Origin of the sequence: Kamptonema formosum PCC 6407 (assembly GCF_000332155.1) — a bacterium.
Classification (GTDB): Bacteria; Cyanobacteriota; Cyanobacteriia; order Cyanobacteriales; family Microcoleaceae; genus Kamptonema; species Kamptonema formosum.
The window spans coordinates 1,599,856-1,622,740 of the sequence record NZ_KB235904.1 but is presented as its reverse complement, the minus strand read 5'-3'; the positions used below and the strand labels follow the sequence as shown (position 1 = coordinate 1,622,740).

Sequence of the window (22,885 nt, the reverse complement as noted above, 5' to 3'; positions counted from 1 at the left end):
AGCTGTTAACTGTTAACTGTTAACCGTTAACTATTAACTATCAGGAAAGGTGCGCTTGAACTCTGCGATTAAGTCGTCAATTTCTTCAATTGCTTGACTGACATCAATTTTAAGAATACCTAAGTCGGGTCTTTCTAGCAGGCGGACTAGGGTTTCGCGCTTGCTTTCGATTGTTGCTACCCGTTCTCTAATTGTTTGTGCATCCATTGTCTGTTTCCTTTGCTACTTTTAACAAAAACATATAAACTATAACAGCCAAAAACTGCTATTATATTTAGCCAGAGCATTGAAGCTGATTTCAGCTTAGCGGAGGAAGGGAGGGCGTTTGGTATTGGCGGGTTTGTTCTTAATCATCTCAGACAAAAATCGCTTCAGTGCTTTCTCACGATTTTTCATAAAAGCTGCCCAGAATCCTGGTTGATACTCATCCATTGTCTTAGCTAATGCCCAGACATCGATCGCTAAGATATTATAGAGCCTTTCATCCTCGCGCTTGAGGGAGTTAATCTGCTCTAGGATTGACCTATTTTGGTCAACTGGTGGTCTATTGACAGTAGTAGCTTGTCGATTTTCATCTTTGAGCATGGTCTGAGATGGAGTTAAGAGGGTTAGGTTTGGCGATCGCAAGCTGCGATCTAGATATCTTGATGATACTGGCGATCTGGATGGCAGTCCCGGATTAACCCATAATAATTAATTCCCAACTGCTGAGTTTATGTTAGGTCTAGCGGAAATCGCGATCGCTTGACTCTACACCCTGATTTGATGATAATACACTATTGAGTTGAGCGTTGCTAAAATTAGGTGACAACTAGGCGGCAAACCTACAGGCCTAAGTTTACACCAAACTCAACTGGAATTATTTATTTTTGCTTGCAGACAAGGATTGTAATATCATCATAAACTTTTTGAGTGCCGATCCGATCCAGCAGGTCTGCGATCGCGGCCTCCCTAATTTCTAATGCTGACTTATGGCAATTTTGGTCGATGTGCAAGATTTGCGAAAATTTAAGCGGTGGCTTCTGGAGATAGTAGGTTATTTTTAGCAAAGAACAATCCAAGTCATATCTGATACTAAATCCGTTTTTAAGGCCCCCTATTTACATTGTATCAAGTATTTGTAAAATAGCGATCGCGCCCGTATTCTTTCGCTTGATATAAGGCTTTGTCTGCATGAGCAACCAGCGTATCGGGCCGAACTTCTAACGTTGGGATCGAGGAAGTGATACCCAGACTAACTGTGACAATATTGTTTACATTAGATTGTTTATGGGGAATCGCTAAATTGTGAATTATTTGCTGAATGTTTGCTGCTACATTAATCCCTCCCGCTAAATCTGTATTGGGGAGAAGTATCACAAATTCTTCGCCGCCGTAACGCGCCACTAAATCGGCGGGACGATGAACTTCCTGCTGTACTGCTTGCGCTATCTTAATGAGACAATCATCACCTGCTAAATGACCATAATAGTCATTGTAGGATTTGAACTTATCAACATCGAACAAAATTAGTGAAAGTGGCTGTTGTTCTCGCGCCAAGCGCGACCATTCCCTGTGCAGACGCTCGTTAAAACAACGACGGTTAGCAACTTGAGTCAAGCCATCCAAATTCGCCAGTAATTCTAGTTTATGATTGGCATCTTGGAGAGCCATTTCGACTTGTTTTCGAGCCGTGATATCCCGAATGGTAATGGCAAAACCATCTCCTAACTTCACTGCCACAAAGTGATACCAAGAAGACTCTCCTGACGGAGAGTAAAAATCCCGTTTTAAAGGTTCTCCCGTCTCAACAATTTCAACAAAACGAGTAAATAGTTCTGGCTCAAAACGGCTGAGAAATTTCTTCAGTGCTAACTTGCCGATCATATCTTCACGCTTACTGCCAAAGGCTCTAGCAATTACAGGGTTGACTACTAAACAACGAAAATCTTCAATATCTCCTGTTCTAGGGTCACGAACGGCTTGCATTGCCGCAATGCCATCAAGGGAACTATTCAAAATACTAGATAGTAATGCTCTGGACTGATAAAGTACCTCCTCTGCTTCCTTGCGTTTAGCAATTTCTTGTTCCAAAAGTCGTTGCTGGCGTTGGATGGTTAACTGATTTTCCAGACGGGCTACAACTTCTTCAATCTGAAAAGGTTTGGTAAGGTAATCAACTCCACCTAAATTAAAGGAAGTCACCTTGTCAAAAACATCATCTAAAGCACTAATAAATATTATTGGAATTGTGCGTAAGCTTTCATCTTTTTTAAGAGCTTTGCAGACTTGATAGCCATCCATTTCTGGCATCTTGATATCTAAAAGAATCACATCTGGTCGCTTCACTTGGACTGTTTTTAGTGCCATTCTGCCACTGGTGACGCTGCGAACAGTGTAGCCGAGTTTGAGGAGTAAATCGCTTAAAAGTTGCAGATTGTCGGGAATGTCATCTACTAGGAGAATGTTACCTTTACTTTCTGTTTCAGAGTTAGCATTCATTAGTTATTAGGGGTTCTACTAAGTCAACCAACTGTTCAAATTCAAATCTACGCACCAGTTTTGTCAGTGATTGTATCAAACGAGTTTCTGTCTGTGGAATTTCTCCTACCAGTTGTAAGACGAGGTTTGTATTAGCCTCAAGTGCTGCTTCGTATAGTTGACTAATCCATTCTCTCGGCATACAGGTTAGCTGTAGCGACGTTAAGATGGTTCCCGATCGCTCATCTATTGTCGGCAAATTTGTTTCTGCATAGATATATTTTACACCAAGATGTTTAGCTAGTGTGTCAAAAATGGTGTATTCAGCAAAAGGTTTACGAACGAAGTCATCACACCCAGCCGAAAGCACGATCGCTTTTTCTTCCTCTAAAACACTTGCCGTTAAAGCAATCACCGCTGTAGCATTGCCTTTGGTGGTGGATTTAATATATTTTGTAGCTTCGTAGCCATCCATCACAGGCATTCTCATATCCATCCAAATTAGGTGGGGTTCCCACTCATCCCAAATCGCGATCGCTTCTTTTCCATTACTAGCTTCTTCGATCTCAAATCTCAAAGGACTGAGCAATTTAATTAGTAATTTGCGATTAATATGTTTATCATCTACTATGAGAATTTTATATGTAGGTTGATTGGGAACAAGCCCCAGCACTCTTGGATGTTCTTCTGAAATCTTGGGATTTGTTTCTTGACCCAATTTTGCCTGAATATTGAATTGGAAAGTTGTGCCTTTTCCTAATTTACTTTCTACGGAAATATCTCCGCCCATCAGTTGCACAAATTTCCGACTGATAGCTAAACCTAAACCTGTTCCTTCTTGCATCTCTTTTCCGGCTTGCGCTTGGGAAAAGGTATCAAAAAGCTTTGGCAATTCTGCGGCGGCAATCCCTACCCCAGTATCCTGTACCCGAAAATGAAGATTAAAAATATCTGTTGTTTCGCGATCTCCCTGAAAAACAGAGAGAGTAATTTGACCCTCGGAGGTAAATTTGATAGCATTGCTAAGTAAATTAATTAAAACCTGACGCAATTTAACTTGATCGGTGCAGATATAACGGGGGACATTTTCATGCCGTTTGAAGACCAACTTTAAGCCAGCATTAGTTGCACTTAGATGCAGCATATCTTCTAAATCATCTAGCAAGAGATGTAAGTCAAAGTCTTTAGGATTGAGGATAGTTTTACCTGCTTCAATTTTCGATAGATCCAGAACATTATTAATCAGTGTCAATAGATAATCGCCACTGCGATAGATGATGCCCGCATTTTCGTGTTGTTCCGGCGGCAAGTTTGTGGCGCGTACCATCAATTGAGAAAAACCGAGAATAGCATTGAGAGGCGATCGCAATTCATGGCTCATGTTGGCAATAAATAAGCTTTTAGCTTGATTTGCATCCTCTACTTTTTCTTTAGCAATCACTAACTCTGCTGTTCTTTCCTGTACCCGTTGTTCCAAAGTTTCAAAAGATGTTTGTAACTGAAGTGCCATGTTATTAAACGATTTTGCCAGTTGACCTATTTCGTCTTTTGAGTTAATTTTGATGCGGATATCTAAGTTACCTGCGGTAAATTGTAAAACTATATTGGTAAGGTAAATTATTGGCTTTGTTAGCAGTTGCCCAATCGCAAAAGCGATGATGGTCACTACTCCAGCGATAAATGTAAATAGAAACATTGCGTCACGAATTTGCTTTTCTACAGGTGCTAGGGCAACAGCAATCGGCTGGGCGAACAACACAGACCAAGGTTTATATTGCAAACGAGCGATCGCAATCAGATTAACCCGATCGCCTGTTGCTGCCAAAGATGTAATTAAATACGACTGTTTATGATCCAATGCTTGCTTAAGCTTTGACTCATTAGTTGCTAATTCTTTGACGGGAGAATTAGATAAACGCCCTTCCCGTTGCAGTTGAGTTACAATATCGGCAGGCAAAGGTACAATTGATTTAAAAATCATTTTTGGTCTAGTGCTATGTGCCAGATAAATATTATTTTCATCTAAAAGAATAGCAAAAGATTTTGCCCCAGCCCGTTCAGTTTGTCGAGTTACTAACTGCTGGACAACAGTAGCATTGTATGAAACACGCAATACACCCAATATATCTCCCTTGGCATTGCGAACTGGACTGCTAAAAAAGAGGGTGACAAGGTCAGGAATTGTCGGCGATCGCTTCATGCTAGAAACAAAAGATAACCCCGTTTGCACTGGTTTTTTAAAGTAATCTTGACCAGATTCATCTTTGCCAATATCTGATGTATGGGTATCCAATACATTTTTCCCGTTTAAATCGAGCAAAGAGTATGAGAGAATATTGATCATATCTTTGCGACTGAGACGGATTAATGTTTCTGTCGCCAATTGCATTTCGGGGCTGTTATTTCGCTGTTTTGGATTTAGGCTGAGGTAACGTGCCAAACCTGGTAAAATCGCCTCTACGCGCACGGCATCGAGATTTGCATCAATAAAGGCATCTATTCTGTTAGCAGTTTCGTTAGCCGCCGCAGATAGGGCTTGTTTTGCGTTGTCAGTTAGGGCTTTTTCAGTTGTCTGTTTGTCAAGAAATGCCAATAATAGCAAAGGAATCAAAGCAACAATCAGAAAGCAGGCGATCAACTTTGTACGGATGCTGCCCAAAAGGGAATGCTGCATGGCTTTAAACTAGGAGGGAGGGTTTAAGAAAGAAGAATTAAATAAACTTTTTAGCTCAGGAATGCGCGTCACGTTTCCAGCGCGAATAAAAAAGTCTGCATAGATTTTGGCAGTTTTGTAAATGGAGTTAGGGTTGCTAGATAGAAAGAATTTTTGATTTTCACCTAAATTAGTTAGGTTTACTCCCTCCAGAGAGATTGTATTAAGAGGAATTTCTAATGCCTTGCTAATGATAGCATTTCCTTCCTGAACATTTGCTTTCCAGTAGGCAGAGCCTTCTAGCCATCCTCGTACAAATGCCCCAACATCTTCGGGGCGATCGCGGATTGTCTCACCACGAAAGACAATCATATCTAAAATCAAACCGGGAGTTTGTTTGCTGGTAAATAGGATATTTCCCCCTGATTTAATCGCTTCAGAAAGATGAGGTTCCCAAGTGTGTCCGGCTTGAATAGTATTATTTTCCAGATGTTGAGGAATGTCTGAAGCCTCTAATTTAACCAAGTTCACATCATCGCTGGTTAAGTTAGCAGTTCTCAACATTTCTGTCACGAAAATTTCGCTAAAACCGCCTAGATTTGCACCCAATTTTTTACCTTTTAAGTCAGCGACGGTTTTAATTTGCGATTGGACGACTACCACATCTGCGCCTGTTGATTCATTTATAACCACCACAGCTTGTATATCTGGATTTGTGGCACTCAAGTTGATAAAACTTCCCAAGGTCAATACCATGCCATCATATTTACCCGCACTGAAATTTGCTATTTCCAATTGGATGTATCGTTTATAAATTAATTCTACATCTACCCCTTGGGCTTTGAAGAATCCTTTTTCTTGAGCAATGATGCCTGAATGCTCCCCAACAAAAGATGTAAATTCCACTTTCAAAGGAGGGCGTTTTACTTCAGTCGGTGCCCAAGCGTGACAAGCAAATAGCAAACAGGCGGTAATCAGGGACATACTAATGTATCTAAGTAGTTTAAGCATAGTATTCTCGATATTTTTTAATCATTTTTCTGCTAAACTCTTATCGTTCTGGACTTAATAATCAATAACAATTCTCAATTCTCAATTAGCAATTAGCAATTATCCTGTTCTCATGCAACTGAAAACTGCTATATTCGGTGCATCCCCCAAACTAACCTACTGAATATGTTACGTCAAATTTCTTTAGCGATCGTCGGCTTAGTTGTCGGCAGTATTTTAACACTTGGTGGATTCTGGGCCTACTTTGCCGGTAATCCTACCCTCAATCTGGCAGGATTTTTTTACGGAGTTCCACTGCTACTCGGAGGTCTAGCCTTGAAAGCCTCTGAACTCACCCCAGTACCTTTCACCACACCCACAACTCCCGAAGTATTGGCCCTGCGAGAACAGCAGGCTACGCCTACTCAAAATCAACTTCGTAAGGATGTAACTCGTTACCGGTATGGTCAAGAAGCTCACTTAGATGATGCTCTTAAACGTTTGGGTTTAGCTCCCACAGATGAGGAAAGACCTTTGCTCAAAGGGTTGCAAGAAATTACCATTGATGGTGCTTATACTTTAGTTCTGAAATTTTATTCACCGTTGTTTCCCCTAGAAACTTGGCAAGAAAAAGAGGAGAAAATTGCTACTTTTTTCGGCCCTGGTTTAAAAGCTCAAGTTACTCAACCTGCTGAAAATCAAATTGATTTGGCTTTAATTGCAGCCAAAGCTTAGGGAAGGAAAAGGTGATCGGGAAGATGGGGAAGATGGGGAAGGTAGGAATGTCTTTCCCCAATTAGCAATTAGCAATTAGCAATTAGCAATTAGCAATTAGCAATAAATCTTACTTTTCCAATCGCACAGCATACCATTGTAAAAAGTTTCCAGGCCCGACATCTAATTCACAGTAAGTGTCGATCAAATGTTGGGCTTGAGCTTCCACAGAGGTAAATTTTTGCACTTCCCTCGGCAAATCATCCTGCCGCTGAGCTAAAATCAGCTTCAGCTTTTCTAGCAGTTCTGCGGTAGTCAAGAATTGCTCTGGCTGATTTTGCTCCAAGACTACAAAATAGTTTTCTTCATACATTAATGAATTTGGCATTTTTGTTCCTCTATCAATTATTCGTAGCTCAGCTAAGACCGTATCGGCGCTCAGAATATATCCCGCAAAGTAGCGTTACCAGCAATTTTAACTCACGTAACGCCGACCTCTAGGGAGTGAAAACACCTCCTGCAAAGTGGTCTTACCGAGCAATCTTAAATTATTGATTACGATCGCAACTTCGCCATGCCCTCATGTTAAAATAAAATGATTGAACACAATTCCCACCGGATTACCGCTATTAATTTTCCTACTCAAGCATTTTTGAGTGATTTTGTCAAGGAATATACAAGTAAATTTTGCTGATTACAACTGGCACTGCATCCATGACTCAAACTCCGATCGCTCCCACCCAACGCAAGCTCTCTAAAGCAGAAGGCTGGAAAGAACGCAGCAACTACCTGCGGGAACCCGTTGCAACTGAGCTGTTGCAAGACACAACGCATTTCACCGAAGACGGCATTCAGATCCTCAAATTTCACGGTTCCTACCAACAGGACAACCGCGACAATCGGGTTAAGGGCCAGGAGAAAGACTTTCAAATGATGCTCCGCACCCGCAATCCTGGGGGATTCGTGCCGCCGGAGCTCTACCTGACCTTAGACCGACTCTCTGAGGAATATGGCAACGGTACGCTGCGGGCCACGACTCGTCAAGGTTTCCAGCTACACGGCGTTTTGAAGAAAAATCTCAAAGTCGTGTTTTCGTCAATTATAAAAAGTATGGGGTCAACTCTAGGAGCTTGCGGCGACTTAAACCGCAACGTGATGGCACCGACAGCACCCTATAAAAATCGCCCAGACTATGGGTTTGCTAGACAGTACGCCGAGAATATTGCTAATTTGCTCACACCTCAGACGGGTGCTTATTACGAGATTTGGCTAGATGGCGAAAAGGCAGTAACGGCCGAAGAAGACCCAGCGGTGACGGCGGCGAGACAAGAGAATAAAAACGGGACTATCTTCGCGGACAAGGAAGAGCCAATTTACGGGGCGCACTATATGCCCCGGAAGTTTAAGTGCTCGGTGACAGTACCGGGAGACAATTCCATTGACTTGTATTCCCAGGATCTGAGTTTGGTGGTCATTGTTAACTCCGCTGGGGAGTTAGAAGGGTTTGACGTATTTGCTGGTGGGGGTTTGGGCCGCACTCACAATAAAGAAGAGACTTTTGCACGGGTAGCCGATGAGATTTGCTATGTGGCAAAAGATGATGTTTACGATTTGGTTAAGGCTGTTGTGGCAACGCAAAGAGATTATGGCGATCGCACCGACCGCCGCCACGCCCGGTTAAAATATCTGATCAATGACTGGGGCGTAGAGAAATTCAAGGCAAAAGTAGAAGAGTATTTTGGCAAACCCCTAGCAGCTTTTAAGCCACTACCGGAGTGGAAATACTATGATTTCTTGGGTTGGCACGAACAGGGTGACGGCAAACTTTTTGTCGGCATTTCCATAGAAAATGGCCGAGTTAAGAATGAAGGCGGATTTCAGCTAAAAACGGCGCTGCGGGAAATTGTGCAGAAATACAACCTGCCGATGTTAGTTACACCGCACCAAAATGTACTGATTTACGAGATTTCAGCCGATAGCAAACAAGAAATTCAAGGAATTCTCGATCGCTGCGGAATTAAATCGGAAACTGCGATCGACCCCTTAGTGCGCTATTCAATGGCTTGTCCGGCAATGCCGACCTGTGGGCTGGCGATTACTGAATCAGAACGGGTAATACCGGGAATTTTAGACCGGATTCGGGCAGTTTTAGAGAAATTGGGAATGCCGCAAGAGCATTTTGTCGTGCGGATGACTGGTTGCCCCAATGGATGTGCGAGACCTTATATGGCAGAATTGGGATTTGTTGGGAGTGCCCCTGAAGCCTATCAAGTTTGGCTGGGTGGTTCTCCTGACCAAACGCGCCTAGCAAAACCTTTTGAGGAGAAAGTTCCTTTTAATGGCCTGGAAACTTTTCTAGAGCCGATTTTTGTTTGTTTTAAACAAGGACGGAATTTAGGAGAGAGTTTCGGAGATTTTTGCGATCGCGTTGGGATGGAATATATCCGTCATTTTGTAACCAACTACCCATCTGCTGCCTCGATGACCACTGAGATCAATGAATTAGAAGTTACTGCTAGTAACGACAATGGGGATGAGACAAGCCCCGCAGGTGCTGCCAAAGTCCGTCGTCGAATTAGCGTTCGCGATGAAATCTACAGTGAGCTGAAAGATGAAGCAGCCCGTCAGGGTAAGCCGATAACACAGCTAGCTACAGAGGCAATCTCGGCTTACTTGAAACAAATCAAGGAATAAGGCTGAGCCGATGGTAGGTTTTAGATTGTAGATTTGAGATTGAATAAAATCTCGGATTGAATATCTAAAATCTAACGTCACATGGCCCAATTACAACGATTAGCGATCGCTCCTTCTCAACTCCAAGATCGACAAATAATCCTGACTGCACAGCAGCAGCATTATTTGTATCGAGTTTTGCGGTTGAGAGAGGGCGATCGCTTTTTGGCGATGGACGGGCGGGGGCATTGCTGGCTGGCTGAGTTGGCCGCAATAGATGCAGTTGCCGTTATACAAGAGGAAGTTTTTATTAAAAGTGAGCTGAATGTAGATGTTACCCTGATGGCGGCTTTGCCCAAGGGAAATGGCTTTGATGATGTTGTGAGGCAGGCGGTAGAGTTGGGGGTATATTGTATAATACCTGTAGTTAGCGATCGCACCTTACTCAAGCCGAGTTCTCAGAAGATTGAGCGGTGGCAGCGGATTGCGGCTGAGGCGGCCGAGCAGTCAGAACGGCAAATTGTACCTGTAATGTTAGAGCCCGTTTCCTTTGCTGTTGGGGTAGAAAATTGCGATCGAAAGTATAAATATATTTGTGTTGCTCGCGGCGATTCACGGCATTTATTAGATTGCTTATTAGATAATAAAATAGAAAAGGAAGAATCACCAATCACCAATCACCAATCACCAATTATCAATTCCCAATTACCAATTACCAATTACCAATTACCAATCACCAATCACCAATCACAAATTACTAATTACCCATCGATTGTAATCGCTACAGGGCCAGAGGGGGGATGGACGGAGAAGGAGGTAACAACTGCGATCCAGTTTAGTTTTCAACCTGTGTCTTTGGGGAGTAGAATTCTGAGAGCGGTGACAGCACCGATTGTTGCATTATCAATAATTGCCGGGGTATTAGATATTCGATCGGGAATTACGCACGTTAAGTAACGCCGCCATCCTGGCGGTAAGAATACCGCCAGGATGGCGGCGTTACGGATAGTTTTGCGTAAGTTATATTGATGTAAAACTACCATGCAAACCATAGGGAACATGATGCTTCAAATGCAACCTCGCCACAGGCCCCTTAGTAATATCAAGAGCATCCAAAATTACCACATCAGACCGATGATTAGCCGCATCATACATTAATATTAGCAACCATCCATCATCCTCACTCTCAAAAGAATTGCGAGGCACAAAAACAGGTTCTCCCACAAAACCTCTCGGTGCAGCACTCCAAATTTGACGCTCATTCTTAGTCAAATCAATCTTTAAAATTACCTGCAAAGGAGCATTCCCAGATTCAGCCTCAGCACCTCCTATATAAAGATATCGATAAGACTGACCAACACGATCGGGATGCAAAACTGGAAACTCGCAACATCGGCGCTCAATTACTTCATGTTGAACTGTTTCCTCTTGTAAATTCAGCCGAAAACGCCACAACTCTCCCGCCGGAATGCTATCAAAATTGACTTCCCGAAAATCTTTTCCCGGTTCCACATCTGGGAAAGATTCATAGCAAACAGAATCAACAAAGATTTCCCCTGCTTCTTCCCAAGCATTAGCGTGGTGAAAGGCAAAACAAGTCTCAGCTTCTAAGAATTTTATTTCCCCTTGATTTGGGTTGCGGGGAATTAAAATTACTTGTGTTCGGCGCTTCGGATCGAATTTAATGCACTCCGCCGCACCTTTTAATCCCAAAGCGAAAGGCAAAGGATTAAACGCTACAGGATTTTGGAAGAAGATGCAATAATTAGGCGTAATTGCCATATCATGCAAAAACGCAAAACCTGGGATTACATGACTGTGGCGATGTAAGAGTTTCCCATCAGCATCTAGTTCATAAATAGTAATGGTACTAGATAGTCCAGGCTTGACAGAAAAGTTGACCAATCTCTTACCTTTTCCGCCTCTGCTTTCAATTCTAGGATGAGCTGAAAACGGTTCATCAGGCTTTAATATCCCGTCCAGGTACTCTAATCCTAAAGTTTCTAAAGTATAGGGATCGAGTCGGTAGGGTGCTGCTGCTTCCCATAGTGCCAAAAGTTTGCCGCCCCAGTAAATAATGTTAGTGTTAGCAATATTTTTGATTTTTAAGTCAAAAATATTCGTCGCCAATCCCCCCGGTTTCTGAGTTCCAAAAACGCCACGATAGAGGATTTTACCTGCTTCTTGTTCGGCGAGATAACCTTCCGTGCGGACAAACTTATTACAAAAGTGAGCGCGACCATTGGCAAAGGCGATCGCGCAAACCATGCCATCGCCATCAAAAGGATGGTGAATTTTTTGCCCGTTAATATCCAGTAAACCGGGGCCGTTGCGGAAAAAAGTTCCTTGCAAATCTGAGGGAATTTCACCCTCTACATCGTCGATCCAGTAGTTATATTCCTGGGTTTGGGATTCATAGCCGCGCTGCCAGTCTTTGCGATCGTAGGATACGGGTTGATGAATTTCTAGTTTCTGCATAATGTAGAGATTTTGATTTTTTTACGGCAGATTGTAGCTAGATTTTACCACAGATAAACACAGAGCGATTGACTAATTATTTAGGATCTTCAGCCGTAAATTTGTCTTGAATTGTTGGTACTAAATCTGGCAGAAATTCCGGCATAAAATGCTGTCCTACAATTTTAGAACTAGCCATTTCTGGTTGTAAAAGAGGAATAGAAGAATGGTATCCTTCTTCGGGTTCTGTATCGAGATTGGTGGAGGGTAGCCAGCCTAAAAATGGTAAAGGCAGAAGGGTTGAGAGGTTGGCGATCGTGGCTAAGAGCCAGAGTTTATCAAAGTTAGTTTCGGTAATTCCGAGCCAGTGCATTAGCAATGCACCAGACTCGTAGGAAAGGAGAAATCCGACGTTACTTATTGATATTAGTAGAGCAAATAAGCTAGCTTCTACTCCCTTTGGGCACAGTCGAGCGCAGAGCACTAGGATCGGCATGAATGCAATTTTTCCGATGACTGTTAAAATTAGTCCGTCTCCCAAGCTGAACCAGCGATCGTCTATGCCTAAACTGCGGTTAGTGTGAGTAATTAGCAGCAAAGTTGTCATGCCCAGGGTAGTTGAGAGGACGATCGACCAGCCAAACATGACGCGAAATGGGATAGATCTGAAGAAGCGTTGAAACAGCCAGACACCTGCGAGGGAGGCAAAGCTTGTAACTAGGTGCAGGCGACCTAGAAATTCGGGTTGAAAGCCTAATTCATTGGTGGTGAAGAAGAAGAGGGCTGAATCTGCACTTGGGGTGGCTTGCCAGAGGAAGATGAAGGCGGTAGGCAACCAGATAGATTTTTGGGTGATAGTTTGGCGCAGTTGGGTGAATTGCTGTTTAACTATGTTGAAGTTGAAGCGATCGCTTACTCGTTCTTCGATAATTAACCATGCTGCGGCTGAGACGATTAGGGGAAAGGAAGCAGTGATTAAAAATATTGTTTGGCTGCTAAACCGTTCGAGGAGGAAACCACTAAGGTAGGCTGTAATTAGCCCACCAATGGCTGTGGCTGCCGAACTTAGGGATTGTAAGGAACCCGCCTCTTTAGCCGATTCTTTCCTTGCTCTTTCTACAACTAGGGAGTCTGCGATTACGTCGCTGACTGCTACAGATAAAGAACTAAAAGCGATCGTTGCTGTAGCTGCCCAAGGACTGTGAACAATTGTTGCTAAGGCGATCCAAGCCGATGTGCCTAACAGCCCTGATAAAATGATATAAGGGCGGCGGCGGTAGCCGAAAATCGGCAGCCCGTCGGACATGAAGCCGAATAAGGGCTTGATCACCCAAGGTAAGGCGGTTACACCCAGCATTGCCGATACTTCAACGGGACTCATGCCGAGTTGATCTTTGAGAAAGAAACTAACCGCTAGGCGTGCTAGTCCTAAGATGCCTTGGACGAAGTAGATGAGTAATAGGGCAATAAGTTCAGGTGTTGGCTCATTCCCAAAGAATATTTTTTCTTTCAAAAAATCTTTGAGTTTGATTCTGCCAGAAGAGGAACTCAACATTTAGTAAAGGATTATTAAGATTTATTAATAAGTTATAGCATATTTCTAGAAATTAAAAATTAAAAATTAAAAATTAAAAATTAAAACCTGTAACGCGGCTATCTTGGCGGTTCTTTCACCACCCAAATAGCCGCGTTACGTAAATTGTGCATAATTCCTATCAGCATTTAAGCTTCTTTGAAGAAGCGAATAATTTCGCGGACATGATCTAGAACTTGTCCATCAGTGCTAAGTTGAGCGATCGCACTTTGCGCTTCCCTAGCTAGCTGAGTATGTTCTGCTTGATTTGTCGCTCGTTGGTTTTCTAATCCAGCAGCTAAGCGAGTTAATTCAGTGCGCGTTGCTTCCCACTGTAGCTGTTGAGATGCTACCCAAGAGGTAGGATTATCGGGATTTAATTGTTGTTCGAGGCGTTTAACTGTATGTTCAATCTCGTTAAAACGATGGCGGAGTTCGACAATATCTTCGCGGGGATGTAAAAATTGACCGCGAATCATTCTTAAACGCATTGCCAAATATTGATAGGCGCGTATGGCTGGGCGTAAAATAGTTAATAGCAAAGCTGCGCCAGAACTGATGTAACCAACTACACTGATGCCTGTAATAGCTAGAGTATAAAGTGCGATGGCAGAGAGGAGGTGGAGTGCGATCGCAGCAAACAAGGAGCGACGAGCTAGCATTCCCACATATTTGATTTGTTTTTCATCAACTGGAATGCCTTTTTCCGTTGATTGAGCAGCTTCTGCTAAAACTTCTTTAGATTCAAAGTGAATATTCCAGGGAACTGTAACTATTAACAGTAACCATTCAAAAGTTGCCGCAGCAATTGCCCAATCTAGAAAGCTACCTGCGGGTATGTGTAGCCATTGAAGAATGGCGAAGATAAGCAATATTAGAATGCCAAATCCAACGCTGAAACCTGCAAAATTATACATTTTGGGTATCTCTGGGTATGTTGCTCTGATTGTGGATTGTTTTTTTTAAGGTAAGTAGATATAGTGTGACACTTAGAGAAGTTTCATAGTTGCGGAGAGAGTGAGGGGTTAGGAAGAGCAAGCTTTAAGGCTTTTAGGTTTAAACTGTTGAGGATATTTGCTGCTTCAATTTCATCTATAGGCAAGTTTCGATCGAACATAAAAGCAATAAATTCCTCTTTGTTACCTTCGTTTTGCAAAATATTCCACGAGTCATCATAGAGAATTTCTATAGTCAGAACTGCCATAGTTATAGCTATAAATAATGGTGATTATCATATCCTAATCATGTTACTGCCATAGCTGCCAATTGACTTGCGCTACGATCGATTGACTTGAAAAGCGATCGCGCTCTCCTGCAAGATAAACGTACTCAACATTATTCCTCAAAATTAACCTTAATATCCTAATTCTGAATTAGTTGCTAACCTAAAATCTGAAATCACAAGTCAGCACCAAGGACAGACTGATGTCAAAGCAGACTCTCGGCCTCGACAACCCGCTTTATGATTATCTATTGTCCGTTTCTCTGCGGGAGCCGGATATTCTCGCCTCACTCCGAGAAGAAACGGCCAAGCATTCCAGAGCAATGATGCAGATATCGCCAGAACAAGGTCAGTTTATGGGGCTGCTCGTCCAACTCATGGGGGCGACGAAAACTCTGGAAATCGGGGTTTTCACCGGCTATAGCTCACTTAGTGTAGCTCTATCACTTCCTGGTAACGGCCAGATAGTTGCTTGTGATATAAGTGAGGAATACACTGCGATCGCGCGTCGCTATTGGCAAGCCGCTGGAGTAGCTAACAAAATCTCTTTGCAACTAGGGCCCGCCGTCAAAACCCTGGATAAGCTGTTATCCGCTGGACAGGGAGGAACTTTTGATTTTGCCTTCATCGACGCTGATAAAGAAAATTATGACGCATACTACGAGCGATCGCTCCAACTGATTCGCACTGGCGGCTTAATAGCAATTGATAATGTTCTCTGGGGAGGACAGGTTGTTAACTCCGAGGTGCAAGATAAAGATACTCTCGCCATTCGTGCTTTCAATGAAAAGCTGCGCCACGATCCCAGAGTTACTCTTAGTCTTGTACCGATCGCAGACGGACTTACTCTCGCACTGAAACGTCGCTGGGCTCCACTCATGGAAGCGGAATCATAAGGAATGAAAGTTGGTAATTGGTAATTGGTAATTGGTAATTGGTAGTTGGTAATTGGTAATTGGTAATTAGTAACTGGGTAATTCAGGACTTATGCGCTATGAGCAGAGAAACCGATTTTTATGGAATCTGTGCGTTGGAACTAAGTATTTTCGTAAAAAACCCGGTTTCTGGGCCACCCTTTGTAAGTCCTACAACTAACTACTAACCACTAACTACTAACAATTATAAGAAATAAATGCTAGAGTCAAATTTACACATAAAATTACCGATTCATGAAACTTTTCAGAGTACCGTCCAAGGTGAGGGTTACTGGAGTGGCACTTTAGTTGATTTTATCCGATTAGCAGGCTGTCCTGTTCATTGCCCTTGGTGTGACACTGGTTATAGCGAGGGAGGCAAAGACTTACCTAATGTACAGCGTTCAATTGTAGAATTGTTGACAGAATTGAAGTCTCCGAGAGTTGTAATTAGTGGCGGAGAACCCTTCATTCATAAAAATTTACCTCTCCTAGTTGAAAGCTTATTAGAAGTTGGTAAACAGGTAAGTATTGAAACATCAGGCTCTCACTGGCAGGAAGTTGCGGGAGAAACTTGGATTACTCTGTCTCCAAAAGAGCACGTTAATCCTAAATACCCTGTGCAAGAAAAGTTCTGGAGTAGAGCGAATGAAATCAAGTTAGTTATTAGCACGGGTGAGGAAGTTAATTTTTATAGAGACGGCTTGGTTTCTAACCCGAATATCCCTGTTTTTTTACAGCCGGAATGGAGCGATCGCTTTCGTGCAATTCCAATAATATTGCAATTGCTTCAGCAAAATCCGGGCTACAGATTATCTTTACAAACTCATAAACTCATTGGCGTACAGTAGTTAGAAGAAGGAAGAAGGAAGAAGATCGATATGAAAATGCAATCACAGTAAGAATTTCTGTAATTAATAATTTCTAACCATGTTGCTATACAAGAGATTTTAAGCGCGAATGCTTCGCCCCTACGGATATATCTACACGCATCAGGATACTCCCTGCATAAGTCCTATTGGGTGAGACATATATATAAGCGATAGAGATTAAACTAAATTGAATGCCTACACTTTTTAGAGCTAAAAAATATGCTACTCCTAACTTTTTTGACAATGACTATAGAAGGTAAATTGTCTAACTCACCTCAACTACAACAGCAGGCGATAGATGTCAATACTCCTAGCGATCGCCTGATTGAACTTGCCAGTAATAGCCCCGAATTAGCACGGCTAGTTGCTCTTAACCCAAGTACGCCAAGGGAACTATTACGAGAATTAAGTTACAGTAAAGATAGCAATACTAGGAAAAATGTAGCAAGAAATCCTAATACTTCTACTAAAGTATTGTTGAATTTAGGATGTGAGTTTCCAGAGCAATTGGTAAACAATCCTACTTTCTCTCTATTGTTACTAGAAAATTCCAATCTAGTCGATATAATTCCTTTAAATACTCTACGGAGTATCCTCAACTACGATACATTACCACTATCTTTTATTGAGCAAGCTATTAATCGGTTAGATGAAGATACACTCTTACTATTAGCCGAGAATCCTAAAACTACTAAGGAAGTATTATTCCAGCTAGTTAACAGCCAATATAGCCACGTAGCAGAAGCAGCAAAGCTTCATGTGAACTTGGCGGGTGAGATGGATTCTGGCTGGGATCGAGCAGCAATTGAGGCGCTTTTGAGCAGTACGATTGGGGGGCAAGAATTTGGGGATTTCTTAGAACAATTAGAGAAGATAAATTCAATTCCTGAATTTGCGATCGAGAGTTTGCCCAAAAATTACAGCGCTTTAAAAAAAAATACTGGTAATTGCGCTACGCCTACTAGCGAACTCGAATACTTAGCTAAAGATAATAACCTTTGGACGCAACTATTTTTAGCTAATAATCCCAATACACCTACTTCTGTACTGCAAGATTTGGCAAAAAATAATCATGTTTGGCTTTGCCAAAGTCTTGCCAATAATCCCAACACGCCTGCGGGTGTATTGCAACAGTTAGCAAAAGATAATTATAGAGGCGTGCGCCAAAATGTTGCTAAAAATCCTAATACACCTGAGAATATCTTAAAGCTGCTACTAAGCGATTCTTCTGAGAGCGTTCGCAGATTTGCAATAGCGAGATATTTGGCTCACAATGCCGATGGATTATTTACTGTCCTCAAGTATTATCCGATAGAATATTCTACTCCTTGCTTTAGTCGGTTAATTGTGCTAATGCACCCTGAATTTCCGAGTAAATTAGTACAAAAATGTGACTCGTTAGTATGGCTAGAACGTTATGCGATCGCGCAAAATTCCAATACTTCACTCGATCGGCTCAAATTTTTAGTTAATGACAGCAATCGCATTGTTCGCGCTGCTGCTAAAGACAATTTATACCAGAAGGCAAAAGGTAGAAGGTAGAAGCTAATAAAAATAATACTTTCAGTCATTATTAACCCTCTAACTACCTTGGCGGTTGCTGTCTGTGGAGGAGAACTTATTTTAGTGAACTAATTTTTCCTCAACAAGTTAAACTTTGAATAGTGCATTGCACATTCTACCGCTACTCGCGAGTCTGCCGCCATGAATCCTATAGAAAATGTAGCACTACCGCCAAACCTTCGAGGAGAAAGCGCCCTAGCCGCGATCGCCTTCACAGATGTTGAGTCTTTCACTCCTAAAATGGCGGCAGACGAAAAGCACACCCTGGGTTTGATCCAACGGGATTTTGACATCATGCGCCAAGTGTGCGATCGCTTTGGCGGTCAAATCCTCAAATCCTTGGGCGACGGTTTATTAATGTACTTCGTGAGTGCGGAAAAAGCTGTTTCCTCCGCAATTGAAATTCAAAAAACTTTTGCTATTACTGCTGCTAATTTACCCGAACGTGAGGTACTAATTCATCGTATTGGAATCCATTTAGGAGATGTCATTTTTAGCGGTAATGATGTTATGGGCAATGGGGTTAATATTGCCGCACGGCTGCAAACAATCGCCGCACCTGGGGGAATTTGTCTCTCTCAAACTGTTTATGATGTCGTCAAAAATCACATTTCTTTATCAGCAAGCTACGGTGGACTGCGGAAATTAAAAGGCATTGATGAACCCGTGTCTGTTTACCAAATTACGGGTTTTCGCAACTCACTAGAAAACCGCCATAAAGTTTTTATTTCCTATCGCGCTCAAGAACCAGATAAAAGCCTCGCTCTAGAATTTTATGAAGCTTTAATAAAGGCTGGACACGCAGCTTTTATGGCTGGTGAAAGCATTCGATTGGGAGAGAATTGGCCGACTCGGATTGAAGCAGAATTAAAGCAGTCTGATTATTTATTGCTACTATTATCTGAGCAATCTGCTATCAGTGAAATGGTAACAGAAGAGGTGCGACGAGCAAAAGAGTTACGGGATTCTCGACCGGATCGCAAACCGATGATTTTGCCAATTCGGATAAATTTACCTGTAACTTCACCTGTTAATTATAACCTCTATGGCTATCTCGATCAAATTCAGCAGCGAGAGTGGCATTCAGATAACGATACACCCAATTTAATCGCAGAAGTGCTCGATCTTGTCAAAGAAGGTCGCGATTTAAAAGAAGCTCCTAAAAATGCACCTACGATATTAGCAGCTTGGGAGAATCTTGACAGTCCTCCTTTGCCAGTTGCAGGGCCAGAATTACCAGAAGGTCAAGTCGGTTTAGCTTCCGCTTTTTATGTAGAAAGACCGCCAATTGAAGAGCGTTGTTATGAAGAAGTTGTCAGGCCTGGAGCCTTAATTAGGATTAAAGCACCTCGGCAAATGGGGAAAACATCTCTGATGGCTAGAGTGCTCCATCAAGCCGGAAATTTAGGTTATCGGACGGTGGCTTTGAGTTTTCAATTAGCTGATAGTAAAATATTTAGCGATCTAGATAGATTCTTGCAGTGGTTTTGTGCAAATATGGCCCTGGAATTGGATTTGCCAATTCGATTAGAAGATTACTGGAATGCGATTTTTGGTAGTAAAGTTGCCTGCAAATCTTATTTTGAAAGGTATCTCTTAAAAAATACAGTTACTCCTCTGGCATTGGGTTTAGATGAGGTGGATCGGATTTTTGAATATCCCGAAGTGGCGGCGGATTTCTTTGGGTTATTACGAGCTTGGCATGAAGAGTCAAAGAATAGAAATATTTGGAAAAAATTACGTTTAGTAGTAGTACATTCAACTGAAGCTTACGTGCCGATGGATATTAATCAATCGCCTTTTAATGTGGGTTTGCCGATTGAATTAACGGAGTTTAGTCGGCAGCAAGTACAAAATTTAGCACAGCGCTATGAACTAAATTGGTCAGCTATACAAGTTGAGAAATTAATGGCAATAGTGGGGGGACATCCCTATTTGGTGCGGCTGGCTTTATATCACATTGCGCGAGGCGATGTTGAGTTGGAACAATTGTTAGAAAATGCGGCTACTGATGCCGGAATTTATGGCGATCATTTGCGGCAGCATTTATGGAATTTGCAGCAGCACCCAGAATTATCAGGCGCGGCAAAAAAGGTCGTTGATGGTGTTGATTCTGTGCAATTGGATTCGATACAGGGGTTTAAATTGCATAGTATGGGTTTGGTGAATTTGCATGGTAATCATGTAATGCCGCGTTGCAATTTGTATCGGATTTATTTTCGCGATCGCTTGAAAAATTAAAAAGCGTCATTGGTATTGGTATATAGCAATCCTAAATCATTTGTGAATTTCTTACTCCCTCCCCTTAGCAAGGGGAGGGTTGGGGTGGGGTAAAAAATTTACGATTCATTTAGGATTGCTATATGACTTAGCCAAGAGCGATCGCGATCGCTAAACACTAAAATCACACTAAACCCCGATAAATCTTGGGTTTCGTCCCTCAATAGTATGCAGCATAAGGGTTCTGGCGTAAAGATATCTAGGGCTTTTGCTGTCTCTGAGATACGTACCCAGGACTTTGGCACCCAACCAAATAAACCGGGTTTTTTGACGAAAATACTTCGCCGGAACCCACAGATGCTCTCAAAAACCCGGTTTCTGGGACTCCCTGCGTAAGTCCTACCCTACTATCGATAAAATTTTTGGCAACTTTGCATAATTTTTTGAGTTTACCCAGATAAATATATAGAAGTAGTTGGCCAACGAGCTTCTTCAACCTTTTACATAAACCCGCCCCTATCCACTTTTTTCCCACAATTTATTCTATTCCTTCGGAGTCATCATGTCTTGCCACCACGATATCTTCGGAAAACCTATTTGCTGCATTCTGGAAAACCCCGATCGACCCGAAGAAATATTCTGTACAATTTGCAAGAGACAATTTATAGAACAGGAATCTAAAGAACCGAAATCTAATGCAGGTGCTTGGTTATTCATTGCTGTTATTGTAATTGTCTTAGTTCTCCTTCTAAGCGCCTGTGAAAAGCCAAGCAATTCACTTTTTATTCCCACAGTTAAAGGTGAAAACTTAACTTGGATCGATACTGATTGATAAATTTTGAACAAAAGCCGTCATTCTTTCAACTTCAGGCAGCATCTCCAAGGCACTAAAATCCCCCTAATCGAATTTAAATTCCCGTTGCAAGCGAGAGATAATAGAAGTTTTTTCGACTTGGTTAAGAATATCTTGAATAACTCTATCCTGTCCCAAAGGCCCCCAAGTACAACCCTTTTCGAGATAAACCTGAGAAGCGCGACCTACAGCATAAGTTCCGTAAGCAGCTAAACTAGCTTGAGTAACAGCAACTCCGGCAAAAGTAGAAAAATCTGCGACAATTCCAGCCGTACTTTTTCCCAAACCCAAAATTAAACCACTACCCAATTCACCAAAAAGTACCCCACCCGTACTAAACAGAATAGTCTTCCAAAGTTTACCAGCTTCATAACCAGTCATCGGCAAACCATAAAGCCTAGCTAAAGACCGAATTAGAGCTAAATCTGCAACAGGTGCGGCCAGTATATCTAAGAAAGCAATAGGATTTAAGCCCACCGCTAAACCCTTATATTTCGCGAATTGCCAAATCAAATCTTCTGCTTCCGATTGGCGCAATTTAAGAGTTTTATGGGCAATAGTTACCTCAGCTTCTCTTGCTTGAACTAGCGCATTGAGAGCGAGGATAGATCGCCCTTCTCGGTTGATAATTGTAATCAATTTTTGCTGGAGTTGATCTATTTGTGGTGGCGGCGACTCCCATTCATAAGTAACGCTACCATCAGGCCATTCAACTCTTACCTGAACTGGTGCAGGTTCTGCGGCCGCCATCACAATTTCTAGAGATTGGGGATTGAGAATTTCTCCGTCTCTACCGACTTCTTCTCCCTTCCCTAATACTTGTAGATTGTGGTAAATAGCTTGCCTATCTATCTCTGGATAGAGGTCAATCTTGTTAAAAATTAAAATCAAAGGTTTCTGAAATTTTTGCAGTTCTCGGATAGCATCATATTCAGTTCTAGTAATATCACCGGCAACCACGAACAAAATAAAATCAGCTTGGCGAGTCACTTGCTTCGCCATTTCACCTCGGACTTCACCGCCAACTTCATCGAGTCCGGGAGTATCAATTAATTCAAGTTGTATATCTCCCTTAGTCAGAGATTGAGGAATCGTCCACCTCACCGATCTCGGCCACTGAGTGACACCATTAAGAGGGCCTGTTTGCAAAATTTTCTGACCTAAAAGAGCATTCAAAACCGCTGATTTGCCGCGACTGACAAGGCCAAAAGCAGCAATGCGAATTACATTCTGGTCAAGCTTTTCTAATGTGGAATTTAATACATCTAATTGGGTTTGTAATTCTGCTTGTAATTCTGTATTTGCAGTCGGTTCTCGGCGACCAAGAGGAGAATACCGCGCTAATGCTTGCCGTAAACTAGCACGAGCAAGGGATAAGTGCAGTTCGCCTTGTTGATTTGGCCGCGCTGAGGGTGTTTCAGGCGCAAGTACCTGATGAGGTTGAGAAGGTGGAGAATTAGTCAAGGTTTAATCAGGGGAGAAACTATTATTAGTTTAGCGAATCTTCGTGATTTTGGTGTAGTTAGTTGCTAATTAAAAATTAGCAATGCAACTGTTAATGGTCGTTTGATTATTTTGGATGGGCATCACCGAGTTGTTGCTGCTAAGCGACTAAAATTAGAGAGTATCCCGATTAAACGGCAAAAAGTTTCGCCAGTTCAAGAACAGCAGCTTTTGCAGCAAGTAGCAGAGGCAGCAATAGAGTACCCCTATTAGTTATA

General features: G+C 42.2%; 22 protein-coding genes. 9 read left to right on the top strand and 13 right to left on the bottom strand.

Going from position 1 to position 22,885, the window contains the following annotated elements; translation table 11 throughout:
- Positions 1-33 precede the first annotated feature (33 nt).
- The 6 genes from OSCIL6407_RS36355 to OSCIL6407_RS0124015 all read right to left on the bottom strand — a co-directional run bounded on the left by OSCIL6407_RS36355 (position 34) and on the right by OSCIL6407_RS0124015 (position 6,124).
- Complete coding sequence (locus OSCIL6407_RS36355) at positions 34-207, bottom strand: hypothetical protein (RefSeq protein WP_007358277.1); 174 nt, start codon at positions 205-207, stop codon at positions 34-36.
- Between the two features lie 96 nt (positions 208-303).
- Positions 304-585 carry a hypothetical protein gene (locus tag OSCIL6407_RS0124030; RefSeq protein ID WP_007358276.1) on the bottom strand — a complete coding sequence of 94 codons (282 nt, stop codon included), beginning with the start codon at positions 583-585 and terminating at the stop codon, positions 304-306.
- Between the two features lie 278 nt (positions 586-863).
- Positions 864-1,049, bottom strand: a complete 186-nt coding sequence (locus OSCIL6407_RS34795) for a hypothetical protein (RefSeq protein WP_148288922.1) — start codon at positions 1,047-1,049, stop codon at positions 864-866.
- Between the two features lie 61 nt (positions 1,050-1,110).
- Positions 1,111-2,481, bottom strand: a complete 1,371-nt coding sequence (locus tag OSCIL6407_RS0124025) for a GGDEF domain-containing response regulator (RefSeq protein ID WP_007358274.1) — start codon at positions 2,479-2,481, stop codon at positions 1,111-1,113.
- Positions 2,471-5,134, bottom strand: coding sequence for a hybrid sensor histidine kinase/response regulator (locus OSCIL6407_RS0124020; RefSeq protein ID WP_007358273.1), 2,664 nt, complete (start codon positions 5,132-5,134; stop codon positions 2,471-2,473). The genes OSCIL6407_RS0124025 and OSCIL6407_RS0124020 overlap by 11 nt, the downstream gene beginning before the upstream one ends.
- Positions 5,135-5,143: 9 nt before the next feature.
- Entirely contained in the window at positions 5,144-6,124 is a 981-nt protein-coding gene (locus OSCIL6407_RS0124015) for an ABC transporter substrate-binding protein (RefSeq protein ID WP_026103843.1), read from the bottom strand.
- A gap of 165 nt (positions 6,125-6,289) precedes the next feature.
- Here OSCIL6407_RS0124015 and OSCIL6407_RS0124010 point away from each other — a divergent pair, with 165 nt between their 5' ends.
- Positions 6,290-6,838 (top strand): DUF2854 domain-containing protein, encoded by a 549-nt coding sequence (locus OSCIL6407_RS0124010; RefSeq protein WP_007358271.1) that lies wholly within the window; start codon positions 6,290-6,292, stop codon positions 6,836-6,838.
- Between the two features lie 109 nt (positions 6,839-6,947).
- Here the strand turns inward: OSCIL6407_RS0124010 and OSCIL6407_RS0124005 are convergent, their stop codons facing one another.
- Complete coding sequence (locus tag OSCIL6407_RS0124005) at positions 6,948-7,205, bottom strand: chlororespiratory reduction protein 7 (RefSeq protein WP_007358270.1); 258 nt, start codon at positions 7,203-7,205, stop codon at positions 6,948-6,950.
- A gap of 326 nt (positions 7,206-7,531) precedes the next feature.
- Between OSCIL6407_RS0124005 and sir the strand changes: the two genes are divergently transcribed.
- Together sir and OSCIL6407_RS0123995 are read left to right on the top strand one after the other, a co-directional pair.
- Positions 7,532-9,511, top strand: coding sequence for a sulfite reductase, ferredoxin dependent (gene sir, locus OSCIL6407_RS0124000; RefSeq protein WP_019487764.1), 1,980 nt, complete (start codon positions 7,532-7,534; stop codon positions 9,509-9,511).
- Between the two features lie 81 nt (positions 9,512-9,592).
- Entirely contained in the window at positions 9,593-10,447 is an 855-nt protein-coding gene (locus OSCIL6407_RS0123995; protein ID WP_007358268.1) for a 16S rRNA (uracil(1498)-N(3))-methyltransferase, read from the top strand.
- Between the two features lie 63 nt (positions 10,448-10,510).
- On the opposite strand, the gene OSCIL6407_RS0123990 is transcribed toward OSCIL6407_RS0123995, so the two are convergent.
- The 4 genes from OSCIL6407_RS0123990 to OSCIL6407_RS0123975 form a co-directional block, all read right to left on the bottom strand.
- A complete protein-coding gene (locus tag OSCIL6407_RS0123990; RefSeq protein WP_007358267.1) occupies positions 10,511-11,968 on the bottom strand; it encodes a carotenoid oxygenase family protein in 1,458 nt (485 codons plus the stop codon).
- Between the two features lie 76 nt (positions 11,969-12,044).
- Positions 12,045-13,502: a folate/biopterin family MFS transporter gene (locus OSCIL6407_RS0123985; protein ID WP_007358266.1), complete on the bottom strand. Its 1,458-nt coding sequence runs from the start codon at positions 13,500-13,502 to the stop codon at positions 12,045-12,047.
- A 167-nt stretch (positions 13,503-13,669) separates the two neighbouring features.
- Positions 13,670-14,437 (bottom strand): hypothetical protein, encoded by a 768-nt coding sequence (locus OSCIL6407_RS0123980; protein WP_007358265.1) that lies wholly within the window; start codon positions 14,435-14,437, stop codon positions 13,670-13,672.
- Positions 14,438-14,520: 83 nt separating this feature from the next.
- Positions 14,521-14,724 (bottom strand): hypothetical protein, encoded by a 204-nt coding sequence (locus tag OSCIL6407_RS0123975; RefSeq protein WP_007358264.1) that lies wholly within the window; start codon positions 14,722-14,724, stop codon positions 14,521-14,523.
- Between the two features lie 221 nt (positions 14,725-14,945).
- Between OSCIL6407_RS0123975 and OSCIL6407_RS0123970 the strand changes: the two genes are divergently transcribed.
- The 4 genes from OSCIL6407_RS0123970 (at position 14,946) to OSCIL6407_RS0123955 (ending at position 20,332) form a co-directional block, all read left to right on the top strand.
- Positions 14,946-15,638, top strand: a complete 693-nt coding sequence (locus tag OSCIL6407_RS0123970) for a class I SAM-dependent methyltransferase (RefSeq protein WP_007358263.1) — start codon at positions 14,946-14,948, stop codon at positions 15,636-15,638.
- Positions 15,639-15,874: 236 nt separating this feature from the next.
- The gene (locus OSCIL6407_RS0123965) at positions 15,875-16,507 is read left to right on the top strand and encodes a 7-carboxy-7-deazaguanine synthase QueE (RefSeq protein ID WP_007358262.1); all 633 of its coding nucleotides are present in this window, start codon (positions 15,875-15,877) and stop codon (positions 16,505-16,507) included.
- A gap of 240 nt (positions 16,508-16,747) precedes the next feature.
- A complete protein-coding gene (locus OSCIL6407_RS0123960) occupies positions 16,748-18,070 on the top strand; it encodes a variant leucine-rich repeat-containing protein (protein ID WP_007358261.1) in 1,323 nt (440 codons plus the stop codon).
- Between the two features lie 162 nt (positions 18,071-18,232).
- A complete protein-coding gene (locus tag OSCIL6407_RS0123955) occupies positions 18,233-20,332 on the top strand; it encodes an AAA-like domain-containing protein (protein ID WP_007358260.1) in 2,100 nt (699 codons plus the stop codon).
- A 98-nt stretch (positions 20,333-20,430) separates the two neighbouring features.
- On the opposite strand, the gene OSCIL6407_RS34790 is transcribed toward OSCIL6407_RS0123955, so the two are convergent.
- Positions 20,431-20,616, bottom strand: coding sequence for a hypothetical protein (locus tag OSCIL6407_RS34790; protein WP_007358259.1), 186 nt, complete (start codon positions 20,614-20,616; stop codon positions 20,431-20,433).
- Positions 20,617-20,873: 257 nt separating this feature from the next.
- Between OSCIL6407_RS34790 and OSCIL6407_RS0123945 the strand changes: the two genes are divergently transcribed.
- Positions 20,874-21,143, top strand: a complete 270-nt coding sequence (locus OSCIL6407_RS0123945) for a hypothetical protein (protein ID WP_007358258.1) — start codon at positions 20,874-20,876, stop codon at positions 21,141-21,143.
- A gap of 66 nt (positions 21,144-21,209) precedes the next feature.
- Here OSCIL6407_RS0123945 and OSCIL6407_RS0123940 read toward each other — a convergent pair whose 3' ends face one another.
- The gene (locus OSCIL6407_RS0123940) at positions 21,210-22,628 is read right to left on the bottom strand and encodes a GTP-binding protein (protein ID WP_007358257.1); all 1,419 of its coding nucleotides are present in this window, start codon (positions 22,626-22,628) and stop codon (positions 21,210-21,212) included.
- Positions 22,629-22,730: 102 nt separating this feature from the next.
- Between OSCIL6407_RS0123940 and OSCIL6407_RS32930 the strand changes: the two genes are divergently transcribed.
- Complete coding sequence (locus OSCIL6407_RS32930; protein WP_007358256.1) at positions 22,731-22,880, top strand: ParB N-terminal domain-containing protein; 150 nt, start codon at positions 22,731-22,733, stop codon at positions 22,878-22,880.
- Positions 22,881-22,885: the final 5 nt, after the last annotated feature.